The sequence below is a fragment of the Chryseotalea sp. genome (assembly GCF_057350905.1).
In genome coordinates this window covers 66415-79478 of record NZ_JBMRCF010000004.1, presented here as the reverse complement: position 1 = coordinate 79478, position 13064 = coordinate 66415, and the positions used below count along the sequence as shown (strand labels likewise).

Genomic DNA, 13064 nt, shown 5'->3' with positions numbered 1-13064 from the left:
GAAGCCTATGTGGTTCTGGCAATCGACTAATTTTTTATCTTTAGCTGTTAATTTTGTTTAACAATCTTACTCTGTTTTAAATTCCATTAAGATGAAAAAAATGCCGTTTATACTCCTGATGACATTCATATACACTGAAATTTTTTCACAAACCCCTGGGGAATTTAAACCCCACATCTATATAAACGAAAAAGCTGACACTTTATTGTATCAGATGTTAATTCCGCAAAATGATGTGCAGGCAAAAAAAATGCCTTTGGTTATTTTTTTACATGGTGCTGGTGAAAGAGGATCTGATAATACAAAACAGTTAACACATGGAGCCTCCATTTTTTTGAATGAAGAAAACAGAAAACAGTTCCCGGCTTATGTGGTTTTTCCTCAATGTCCTGAAAGCGATTACTGGGCTTCTGTTAAAGTGGACAGATCGCAGATGCCCTTACAATTAGATTTTAATTACAACAGGCCTTTAACCAAATCGCTTCAACTCGTTGTATCACTCATTCAAAATTTAATAAATGAAAAATCCATTGACCCTAAGCGGATTTATGTTGTTGGATTAAGCATGGGAGGTATGGGTACTTTTGAAATTGTTCATCACTACCCGGAGTTGTTTGCGGCAGCCATGCCTATTTGTGGAGGAGGCGATGCCTTACAATTTAATAAACGTGCAGCCAGAGTGCCTATGTGGTTATTTCATGGCGATGCTGATGCAGTTGTGAAGGTTGAGCACTCCAGGGTAATGGCTGATCGTATCAGAAAATATAATAAAGCTGTTCGCTATACAGAATACAAAGGAGTCAATCACAATAGTTGGGATTATGCCTTTCGTGAACCGGATTTCTTAAGCTGGCTTTTTGATAAGCGGAAGTAGTAATATTTAAGGAATTCAATGCATTTATATTGAAATAATTATGCCACAGATTGCACAAATATTCACAGATGGAAAAACTTAGTTCTGTGTAAATCTGAGAAATCTGTGGCAATTAATTATTACACCACTACAGCGGCCTGAATATTTTCAAACACGAAATCTGTATGGTCTTTCAAGTCAACAAAAATCACTTCATCTTTCTTCACTTTTCCTGCCAATAGTTGCTTTGACAGTTCATTCAGAATTTCACGTTGAAATACACGCTTCAGTGGTCTCGCACCAAATTGAGGATCAAAACCTAATACAGCCAGTCGTTCTCTGGCATCCGAAGATATTTCCAGTTTCACGCCATTCTCTTCCAATCTTTTTATGATCAGATCAGACTGGATGTCAACGACCTTGCGTATGTCTTTTTTAGACAATGGCTGGAACATGATGATCTCATCAATACGGTTTACAAACTCAGGACGAACGGATTTTCTCAGTAAGGCAATTACTTCATCTTTTGTTTGTTCTACTACATCGAAGTAATTAGTCTCAGTAAGTTTCTCGAAATTTTCCTGTATAATCTGAGAACCAATATTGGTTGTCATGATGATGATCGTATTCTTAAAGTTGGCAACCCTTCCTTTGTTATCTGTCAGTCGACCATCGTCTAACACCTGCAGTAAAATATTAAACACATCCGGATGAGCCTTTTCAATTTCATCCAGTAATATAACAGCATAAGGTTTTCTTCGTACTGCTTCTGTTAACTGACCGCCTTCATCGTAGCCCACATAGCCAGGAGGTGCTCCGATCAATCTGCTTACGCTGTGTCTCTCCTGATATTCGCTCATGTCGATGCGAACCATGGCATTTTCATCGTTGAACAGATAATCAGCCAATGCTTTGGAAAGTTCAGTTTTACCAACACCGGTAGTTCCCATAAAAATAAAGGAACCGATGGGCCGCTTAGGATCTTGCAAACCTGCGCGACTTCTGCGTACGGCATCCGACAAGGCCTTGATGGCTTCCTGCTGACCAGCTACACGCTTACTTAATTCATCTTCCAGCGACAGTAATTTCTCTCTTTCACTTTGCATCATTTTAGAGAGCGGTATACCTGTCCACTTGGCTACAACCTCAGCAATATCTTCACTATCTACTTCTTCTTTTACCAGCGATTGTCCGTTAAGCGATTTTACGTTGAGTTGGAATTCGTTCAGACGTTTTTCCGCCTCCGTAATTTTTCCGTAACGTATCTCGGCTACTTTTCCATAATCGCCAGCTTTCTCTGCCTGCTCAGCTTCAAACTTAAGCTTGTCGATATTCTCTTTTTCTTTCTGAATACCATGAACAATATTTTTCTCACTATCCCATTGCGCTTTAAGCGTATTTCTTTGTTCACTTAAATCAGCAATTTCCCTGCTAAGTATTTTCTCTTTTTCAGTATCTTTTTCTCTGCGAATAGCTTCGCGCTCAATTTCAAGTTGCATGATCTTGCGGTTCATCTCATCCAACTCTTCCGGGAGTGAATCCATCTCAATACGCAATTTAGAAGCGGCCTCATCCATTAGGTCGATAGCTTTATCTGGCAAAAAACGGTCGCTGATATAGCGACTGGATAGTTCAACAGCAGCAATCACGGCATCGTCTTTAATGCGCACACCATGGTGCAACTCATACTTATCCTTTATACCACGTAAAATTGAAATAGAATCTTCAACGGATGGTTCGTCCACCATCACCGCCTGAAAGCGTCTTTCCAGTGCCTTATCCTTTTCAATGTACTTTTGATATTCTTTTAATGTTGTAGCACCAATGGCATGAAGTTCCCCACGTGCCAATGCTGGTTTTAATAAGTTGGCAGCATCCATGGCGCCTTCTCCACCACCGGCACCAATTAAAGTATGTATTTCATCAATGAATAAAATAATCTGCCCGTTGGCATCAGTTACTTCTTTGATAACGGCCTTTAACCTTTCTTCAAACTCTCCTTTGTATTTGGCACCCGCTACGAGTAAACCCATATCCAGCGACACCAATATTTTTTCTTTCAGATTTTCAGGCACATCACCATTCACAATGCGTTGTGCCAAGCCCTCTACAATAGCAGTCTTACCTACACCAGGTTCACCTAGCAGGATAGGGTTGTTTTTTGTTCTGCGTGAAAGTATTTGAAGTACCCTGCGAATTTCTTCATCACGACCAATAACAGGATCAATCTTGCCAAGCTTGGCTAATTCATTTAAGTTTTTGGAATAACGTTCCAACGACTTGTATTTGGCTTCCGCATTTTGATCGGTTACGCGTGCATTACCTCTCAACTCTTTAATGGCTTTAATCAAATTTTGTTTTTCCAGCCCAGCATCTTTTAAAAGTTGTGATGCTTTATCTTTTGTAGACAAAAATGAAAGTAATAGATGCTCGACAGCAATAAATTCATCGTTGAATTCCTTCAACTCTTTTTCAGATTGTTGCAATAAATTATTTGATGCTGTAGACAAATAAGCCTGTGAGCCTACCACCTTTGGGTAAGAGGCAACAAGTTCCTCTAACTTCGGTTTTAAGAGGTTTTGATTTACATCAAGCTTCTTAAAGAGAAACGAAGCCACGTTTTCATCCGTTTCTAATAAAGCCTTCAGCACATGCCCTGGTTCTATGGCCTGTTGCTGGTTCGCTTGGGCGATCTCTGCGGACTTTTGCAGAACCTCCTGCGCTTTTATGGTGAATTTCTCGAAGTTCATAGTAATTTTCTCTCCTACCTTCGTTCATCAAACAACAATCCAGCTTAAATAGATCACTTTTTTAGGAAAATATGGCAGTTGAATTCAGTGATTTTAATCATTAATTAGACAGAATGGCCTATAAACTGTAAAATAGACACAATAGAAATATTTATAATTCAACTAGCTTTCGGATTGATTTGAACATGCAATTAACAAGCACTCTACAACATTTTTTACGCAGGCTTACCAACCTGAGCGGCAGCAACCGCTCGCTCTTTTTACCAAGATTGCATGCCGAACAGCTTTTGGATATCCAATCATTCAGCTTTTTAAAAGGCTATAAATCCTTTTCAATTATTGAGGCCATGATAGCCGGTAAGTCAATTGCCCTGGGTCAAGTGCTTGATAGCCGCATGGAAAGCAATAATGTTATGAGCGAGCGGATAAAGCGTTTGCAGCGGGTAGATAATTTTTTATTTGAAGAAAGGGGCTCAACGGATCTTCACGTGGGCTGGCCTTTTGTACAAGGAAAATTTAAAGATGGTACTTTGGTACGCTGTCCTTTATTATTTTTTCCGGTAAGTATTGCACAAGTTAATAACGATTGGATGTTGCGCCTGCGAGAGGATGCGGGTATTACTTTTAATAAATCGTTTCTGCTGGCCTATGCCTACTTCAATCAATTGACTTTGGACGAAGACCTGCTCGATTATTCTTTTGAAGATTGGGACAACGACAGCACAGTATTCAGAACACAGTTGTATCAGTTGATAAAGGATAAACTAGAGCTTAATTTTAATACTGAACTATTCATTGATGAGCTGATTACTTTCAAAGAATATAAGAAAAGTGAATTCGATGAAGCACATCAACAAGGCACATTAAAATTGTATTCAGAAGCCGTGTTGGGAATTTTTCCTCAGGCAGGCTCTCAACTGCTTCCCGATTATACAGCATTGATCAAACAGGGCAACTATAATAATCTAGAAAACCTGTTTACCAGTAAATTAAACCTCGAGGACAACCAACGTCAGGTAAGAGAGGAGAATACTTTTACACCCTTAGCCATAGATGAATGGCAGGAGCATGCTGTGCAAAAACTTAAACTGGGTAATTCAATAGTAATACAAGGCCCTCCTGGTACAGGTAAATCACAACTAATCAGCAATGTGATTTGTGATGCAATAGCCACAGGTAAAAAGGTACTTCTGGTTTGTCAAAAAAGAGTAGCACTGGATGTGGTGCACGAACGCTTGAGTCAGTTGGGATTGAAAAATTTCATTGGACTGGTTCATGATTTTCGTAACGATCGCAAAGACATTTATACGACCATTGCCACGCAGATAGATGCGATCCAGGATTTTAAGAACCAAAACAGGAGCATTGATGCTATACAGGTAGAGCGATCCTTCAATCAGCTAAGCCGTACCATTGAAACACTATCAGATGCTTTAGAAGAATATAGAACGGCACTTTTTCACGATGATGAATGTGGTTTAAGTGCTAAAGAGTTGTACTTAACCAGCAGCCCCAAAAAGGAAAGCATTAATGTAAAGCAGGAGTATGCTTTTTTTGATTTTAAAGTATTACCCGGATTCATATCCACACTGAAACGCTATGTGCGCTATGCCCATCGCTTTGAAGATGATGCCTATACCTGGAAGAACAGAAACTCATTTGCACAATTAAGCTTTCCTGATCTGAAGGCCATCGGCAATTGTATTGATGAACTTATTGAATTCAAGCATTATTTTGAAATGCAAACGCATACTGTCTTGGGTACACCCATGACTGTAGATACTGCCGAGACTATATTGGAATCTGTTGGGATGCTGGATGAAATGCGCAGGCAGCTGAGTGCTGACGAGGTTTATGATTTCTTTAATCATATGCTAACCGAGCGCGATGACGAGACGAGTTTGCTCTGGTTAGATAATTTGAGATTACTGTGCATGAATTGCTTTACCGGAGATGGTGTGGAGCGTTCACTTCCTGCAGATCAATTATCTAAATTTCAGGCGGTGCTATACAAACGAATGGAAGCACGCAAACGAAGTTTTATACAACTGTTGCGATGGGAGTGGTTCTCGGAAGATAAGTTTTGGTTGAAGCGTGTCATGATCGCCAATGGCCTGGATTACAACCGAAAAGGTTTTCAACGTTTAGAAGCCCGGCTGGACAATCGCTTAAATCTTGAGCATCATTTAACAGCATTGCGTGCGGCAAGTTGGTTAAAAGGTACACCTGCTGCCACTGATTCAAATGTATTGTTGCATTGGTTTGAAAGTCAGAAGAATGCCATCCGCGCCAAATTGCTTTTTAATGCTATAAGGGAATTAAAGAGCTATGCGAATCCAACTAAAATTTCACGCTATGAATTTTTTCAGTGGCTTGACCAGTTTAAAGAGATCATCCAAAAAATTCCGACCAAACGACTACAGTGGGAGCGGCATCTGTCAGTTTCGCAAATCAGAAATTTGCTGAATGATGAAGCACAGGCTGCTTTGCTGAAAGATTCCTTACAGCATGATTTCGAAGATCTGGTGGCCTTTGATGCGTTGAAAAACGCTTTATCGATTAATGAAAAGGCAGTCATTGAAAAACTGTGGCAAACTGTGGCTGAGTGGGACGTTGCAAAATTTGAAAGCTTGCTTCAGAACAGTCTGCGACTTGAGTGGCTTAGCCATCTCGAAACGAAATATCCTGTTCTAAGATTAACATCCACCCAGCAGTTTGCAGACATGGAACAAGAATTGATGGAAGCTGTTACTGAAAAGCAGAAATTATCCAGGCAACTCTTGCTGGTGAGGGCGAGAGAACGTGTTTATGAGCATATAGAGTTTAACAGATTAAATAATCCAATCACTTATCGTGATCTGGAACATCAGGTAACGAAGAAAAAGAAAATATGGCCGTTGAGAAAAGTGATCTCCACCTTTCATCATGAGTTGTTTGATCTCATGCCATGCTGGATGGCCTCACCAGAATCGGTTTCCGCTATTTTTCCTTTACAAGAAATATTTGATCTGGTTATTTTCGATGAAGCTTCGCAGTGTTTCGCAGAACGTGGTATACCAGCACTCGCACGAGGTAAACAGATAATGATAGCGGGTGATGCACAACAACTACAACCAAGTGACTTATATCAAACACGGTGGGATTGGGAAAACGAATTGCCTGATACTGAAGTAGCCTCGCTGTTGGATCTGGCCGGAAGGTACTTGCCTTCGATTTATTTACAAGGGCATTACAGGAGTAAGTCAAACGATTTAATTGAATTCTCTAATAAGCACTTCTATAAAAACCGTTTAAAAATGCTTCCTGACTTTAATGACCTGGCTAATGAAGAGCCGGCCATTGAAGTAGTATCGGTAAAGGGTATTTGGGAGCAACAGACCAATTTAGCGGAGGCGGAAATTGTTGTTGAACGTGTGTTAGTATTGCATAAAACAAAGCCGGAAAAGAGTCTTGCGGTGATTACATTTAATGCTACGCAGCAACAATTAATTTACGACAAGCTGGAGAAGGCATTCGCTGAAGAAAAAATAACTTGGCCGCAGCATTTACTGGTTAAAAATATTGAGAATGTTCAAGGCGATGAGCGTGACATCATCATCTTTTCCATCGCCTATGCTCCCGATAAAAAGGGAGTCATGAACCTACAATTTGGTAGTTTAAGTCAGGCCGGTGGCGAAAACAGATTGAATGTGGCCATAACACGTGCACGCGAAAAAATAATTATTGTTAGCAGCATTGAACCTGAGATGCTGAGGGTAGATGAAGTTAAAAATGAAGGGCCACGTTTATTGCGCAAATACTTGGAGTACGCGGCTATGGTTGCCTCCAGACAACAGCGCATTGCCCTTGAGGATGTTCAAAGTGAACATGCACGTGAGTGGTATTTGAGTGGTAAACTGCATTCAGAATTTGTGCGGACCACACCTTTTCCTTTTTCTGATATGGTGGTTACACACCTCGATCAAAGAAAAGCACTGGTGCTCACCGATGATGAGTTCTATAGAAATTCACTGTCAGCTAAAGCAGCGCATGTTTATCAACCTTTATTGTTAGAGAAAAAGGGTTGGCGGTTTATTCGTTTGTTCAGTAGAAATTATTGGTTGGATAAGAACAGAATTTTACTCGACTTACAAAAATTAGCTAACCATCAGGCAAGCTGAGTGTTCTCGACTTACGTAAAATATTGATAAGCTGAAACGATTATTAGTATTTCCTGATGTGTAAGTATTCACCTACTGTCTAAAGGCTCGCAGCTAGAAACTAAAGGCTAGAGCAACTCTTGTACCTTCACCGTCTCCGAAGGGACGATGAGTTATTTATAATTCACCTCATCCTTATTTAACTATTGATGAGATGAAAGCATGGCCATTATTAGTATGGCCTAATGTGTAAGTATTCACTTAATGTCTCGCAGCTTGTAGCTAGAGGCCAGCAACTATAAAACTACCCAACCCTTGTCTCCATCGTTTCTGCATGCTGGCTTAAATCAAGTCCAATGGATTCTTCTTCTTTAGAAACCCTCAGGCGTGTAATACTGCCTACAATTTTAAAAATGATCCAAGATCCACCGAAGGTAAACACACCGACAATTACTAAAGTGAGCAAGTGATATTGAAGCGTTTCATAATTACCGCTTAGCGCACCAACATCTTTGGCAAACACAGCCGTGAGAATCATGCCTACAATGCCACCTACTCCATGGCAAGGGAAAACATCGAGGGTGTCATCCAATGAAGTTTTATTTTTATAATAAACAGCGAGGTTGCTGATCATGGCGGCTGCAAATCCGATAAAAACACTTTGCCCAATGCTAACAAAACCAGCTGCTGGTGTTATAGCAACCAAACCTACAACGGCCCCTATACAGGCACCCATTGCAGAAATTCTTCTGCCGACTAATCCATCAAACAACACCCAGGTAATCATGGCAGAGGCAGAGGCCATGTTAGTAGTGGCAAAAGCTTGCACAGCTAAACTATTAGCAGCCAGCGCTGAGCCAGCATTAAAGCCAAACCATCCAAACCAGAGCATGCCTGTACCTAAAATGATAAAAGGAATATTGGCAGGTTGATGTACTTTATTTTCTCTCTTACCCAATACATAAGCACCCGCCAAGGCAGCAAAGCCAGCCGACATATGCACTACTGTACCACCTGCAAAATCGAGTACGCCCCATTTTCTTAGGAAACCCTCCGGATGCCAGGTCCAGTGTGCCAAAGGGCAATAAATGAGAAGAGAGAAAAGCACCATGAAAAGTAGGTATGAAGTAAACTTGACACGCTCTGCAAAACTTCCAGTGATCAAGGCAGGCGTAATGATGGCAAACTTGAGTTGGAACAAGGCAAAAATCAGAAAGGGTATAGTTGGTGAGAAGTCGGCATGAGGCGCAAGGCCTACATTTTTAAAGCTGAAGAAAGTTAAGGGATTGCCTATAAGACCATGGTAGCTCTCGCCAAAGGCAAGACTAAAACCGACCAGATACCAAAGAAGACTGATAACGCCCAGTGCAATAAAACTTTGAAGCATCGTAGAGATAACGTTGCGCCAGCTGACCATGCCGCCATAAAAAAATGAAAGACCAGGGATCATAAATAGTACAAAAGCAGTGGCTACAATCATCCAGGCTGTATCGGCCTTGTCAATTCCGGCCGCATCATCCACTGAAAAGGTGGATGAAGAAGTAAAGGCCGATAAAAGTTGCAGAACAACAAGTATTAAAAAGATAACGATCCAGCGTGTTTTTGGTTTACTCATAACCCTATAATTGACTATTTTAAATCAATTTTATAAAAATAGCATCAAAAAATACCATATAAGTATAATATTTTTATCTAAATCGATTTAATTGCCTTTAAAATGACCTTTAAATTGAAATTTGTGTTAGGTATACACTGAAACGAACGCACATTCAATGGTAAAATGAATATGCTGCCTTTTAAGAAAGCCTTATATTGTATCTACCTAATCTGTCTATGAGAGCCCTCCCCATTTTGCTTTGCTTGTTTTTCTACTCAGTGCTTTCTGCACAACCACAAGATAGTCTTGAGCTTTTGTTGCCTGGCACCACCGGAGTTGAAAGAGCCAAATTGTATCATCAACTCACTTCATTTTATCAGAGAAGTAATTTTGATAAGTTAAGCTTCTATGCCAAGGAGGCAGATAAGCTTGCCAAGGAAAATCCAGCACCTTTGATAAAAGCATATGCAGCCATAAGCATGGGTGGTTATTATAGTTTAACGGGCAAAATCGATAGTGCCATACTCACGTTAGAGAATGGATATGCGTATGGACAAGAAGCCAGGGATACCGTAGTATTAATAAAAATTGTTGGCAATTTAGGGCGCACACTTATCAGTGCAGGCAGAGCCAAAGATGCACTTGAATATCTTTATACGAGTCTACGTTGGTTAGAGCGCTATCCGGATGATGCAACCAATTTTAGAATAAGAACTAACATTACCTGGGCAAATCTTGAACTGAAAAGGTATAAAGAAGCGATTTCATTCGGTCGGAAGAGTTTGCCCTTGATGGAAAATGAAGAGTGGGAGTGGATAGCCGCCTATACGTATAATAATCTGGCTATATGTTATGGTGTTAGTGGAAATCTTGATTCAGCCAGATACTATGTCGATAAATCGCTGCGTGTAACAGATAAGAGTGGAGACAATGGATTAAAAGCAAACGCTTATTTTATTCTTGGTAAAATTTATTCAGAATCAGGTAAATTAGCATTAGCCCTTGAACAATATCAATTAGCAAGAGCGCTACGCGAAAAAATAGGTAATCCATTTTTTATTGTTTCAGATCTTTTTACAATAGCAGATTTATATTACCAATTAGGTGATTATAAGCAAGGGGTAAAGACAGCGAGCGAAGCATTAGCCCTTGCAGAAAAACATGACTTGCTGCTTAAGTTTGACGGAACCTACCTGACCCTGGCAAAAAATTTTGAGGGGTTAAAAGATTATAAAAATGCTTCCAAGTATTATTACCTCTGGGCAATAACAAAAGACAGTTTATATCAACAGTCACAGGCAGAAGCTATTGCAGAGATGAGCACCAAGTATGAAACGGAAAAAAAGCAACAACAATTGGTGCTGCAACAAACTAAACTTGATCAGCAGCAGGCACAACTTAGTAAAACATATGTTGTAGTAGCAGCCCTTGTTATCATTATAGCACTGATCGTTGTTATTCTATACCTTGCGAGCAACAGACATAAAAAGCAACAACAGCTAGCCGATAAAAAGCGACAACTGGAAGTAAGGGAAGCCTACATCAATGCCACCATACAATCGCAGGAGAACGAAAGAAAACGTGTTGCTCAGGATCTTCACGATGGCATGGGGCAGTTGATTTCAGCACTTGGTATGTTTATGAATAAACTAAGTCCGGAAACTTCTCAGGCAGAGCGCATCGCTATAGTGGAGGAGGCTGAAACCATACTTAAAGACATGCACAAGGAGGTGCGTGCTGTGGCTTTTAATCTAATGCCTCAGACACTGATTCAACATGGATTAGTAGCAGCACTACAGGAAATGGCCTATCGCCTGAATGAGTCCGGTAAAATTAAAGTCGAGATTACAAGCTTTCAGATTCCCGAACGCATGACGGAAGTGAAAGAGATTTCACTATACAGAATTTTGCAAGAATGGGTGACCAATATTATTAAGTATGCAAAAGCAACAAAAGTTGCTATCAACCTGGTGGATAATGAAGATGAGATAAGTGTAACAGTTGAGGATAATGGTGAAGGCTTTAATGTTGCAGAACTTGATCAAGGCAGCGGGAATGGCTGGAAAAATATACAATCAAGACTTAACCTGCTTAAAGGAAACATAGAATTAGACTCCTCGCGTGGAAGAAACGGAACTACACTCATGTTAAGTATTCCGAAAGAAAGCGAAATAATCAGTGCGGAGGTAAATGCGTAGTTTGATTAGTTATTTATAATCATTATTTTTCTTTATAAATAAACCCCCAGTTATATGAAGAAAATAAATGTGCTGTTAGCTTTTGTGCTAATCACTTTTACAGCCACTTCACAAGTAGCCGATGATGCTGTAAAACAATCACTCAAAAACCTTTTCGACAAACATGAGCTTAAAGGAGATGCTTATTCTTCGGAAAGCATAAAACTATTAACTGCTTCCTCGAGCACTCAGCAGGTTTTGGTTTTTAAAGGTATTGATGAAAATGAACAACTTCATTTAGTTTTTAAAAGAGCTGATGCAACCGGATCTCCGGTGGAGTTAACTTTCGCACTTAACCATGGATCGGGAATGTTCTTTCCTCCGTTTTTTAACGTTCAAAATTTTGGTACTCAAATAGAAGAAGTAGCTGCACAACAAATGGTTGCTGCAGCGGGCACAAACACCGCAGTTTTATTTTCTGCAGAAAAATTAACGCAGATGGCTGCACAACCAAACGTAACAGGGTTGGTGTTCATTCCTATGTCTGCTGAAAACAAACCTGCTTTAGCAGTAATGCAGCTTGGTAAAAGTGGTCAACCATTGTTTGATGGTGCAATTCTTTATGCTGAAGAAATTGCAATGCCTTACCCCGCTCTTTTGGTTAGCAAATAAACCATTGGATTTTGTGAAAACAGCTCAAGCGCGTGCGGCAATACCGTGCGCGCTTTAGTTAAATACCCAATAGCACGGATTCTCCCCACCTGGCATTAACCTTAATTTAATGCCATGCTTTTCAACAGGATTCCCTATCTTTTCCAAAACAATCAACAAAAGTCAAACTGGCGCATGCGCATTGCATTGGTAGATGATCACGGGATCATTATAGACGGAGTGAAGAGCATCCTTTCGAAGGAGAGTGAATTGGAGGTAGTATATACAACCAACCAGGCTTCCGGTATTCTCGAATATATAAAACAGCATACTTTTGATATGCTGATTACGGATTTCAGTATGCCTGAAATGGATGGACTAACATTGATTCGCACAGTGAAGCGCGTATTGCCAGCAGTTAAAATTATCGTGCTCAGTATGCATGATGAGGTTCACCTGGCTAAAGAAATCCTAAAAAGTGGGGTGGACGCTTATGTGCTTAAGAAAGACACCCAGCATGAATTACTAAAAGCTATCCAGGAGGTAAAAGCAGGTCGTGTTTACCTGAGTAGCGATATCAATAAGCTGCTCATCATGAATCTGGATAACCCAGATGAGGGCAGGTTGCTTACCGAAAGAGAAAGAGAAATTGTAAAGTTGATTGCCAAAGAGTATAGCAATAAACAAATTGCAGAGGCATTATTTATCAGTGAAAGAACTGTGGAAACACACAGAAAAAATATTTTCAGAAAAACAGGTACCAACTCATTGGTGGGGCTAATCAAATTTGCCTATGCTAATAACCTTATTTAAATGAAGGATATCCGTGTTAGCGGGTATAGAAAATACGTAAATAGTGGTATTGTTCGCCCGTATTTTGGGCTGTAGATTTGGTAA

General features: G+C 40.1%; 7 protein-coding genes. 5 read left to right on the top strand and 2 right to left on the bottom strand.

Annotation, left to right across the window (positions count from 1 at the left end):
• Positions 1–91: 91 nt before the first annotated feature.
• A complete protein-coding gene (locus ACO1XM_RS06980) occupies positions 92–874 on the top strand; it encodes a carboxylesterase family protein (RefSeq protein WP_486227250.1) in 783 nt (260 codons plus the stop codon).
• Between the two features lie 119 nt (positions 875–993).
• Here ACO1XM_RS06980 and clpB read toward each other — a convergent pair whose 3' ends face one another.
• Positions 994–3603, bottom strand: coding sequence for an ATP-dependent chaperone ClpB (gene clpB / locus ACO1XM_RS06975; protein WP_486227248.1), 2610 nt, complete (start codon positions 3601–3603; stop codon positions 994–996).
• A 185-nt stretch (positions 3604–3788) separates the two neighbouring features.
• Here clpB and ACO1XM_RS06970 point away from each other — a divergent pair, with 185 nt between their 5' ends.
• Complete coding sequence (locus ACO1XM_RS06970) at positions 3789–7763, top strand: AAA domain-containing protein (protein WP_486227246.1); 3975 nt, start codon at positions 3789–3791, stop codon at positions 7761–7763.
• Positions 7764–8046: 283 nt separating this feature from the next.
• Here the strand turns inward: ACO1XM_RS06970 and ACO1XM_RS06965 are convergent, their stop codons facing one another.
• Positions 8047–9357 (bottom strand): ammonium transporter, encoded by a 1311-nt coding sequence (locus ACO1XM_RS06965; protein WP_486227244.1) that lies wholly within the window; start codon positions 9355–9357, stop codon positions 8047–8049.
• A 218-nt stretch (positions 9358–9575) separates the two neighbouring features.
• Between ACO1XM_RS06965 and ACO1XM_RS06960 the strand changes: the two genes are divergently transcribed.
• From ACO1XM_RS06960 to ACO1XM_RS06950, 3 genes are all read left to right on the top strand, one after another.
• Complete coding sequence (locus tag ACO1XM_RS06960) at positions 9576–11537, top strand: tetratricopeptide repeat-containing sensor histidine kinase (RefSeq protein WP_486227242.1); 1962 nt, start codon at positions 9576–9578, stop codon at positions 11535–11537.
• A gap of 54 nt (positions 11538–11591) precedes the next feature.
• Entirely contained in the window at positions 11592–12188 is a 597-nt protein-coding gene (locus ACO1XM_RS06955; RefSeq protein WP_486227240.1) for a hypothetical protein, read from the top strand.
• A gap of 114 nt (positions 12189–12302) precedes the next feature.
• Positions 12303–12980 carry a response regulator gene (locus ACO1XM_RS06950; RefSeq protein WP_486227238.1) on the top strand — a complete coding sequence of 226 codons (678 nt, stop codon included), beginning with the start codon at positions 12303–12305 and terminating at the stop codon, positions 12978–12980.
• Positions 12981–13064: the final 84 nt, after the last annotated feature.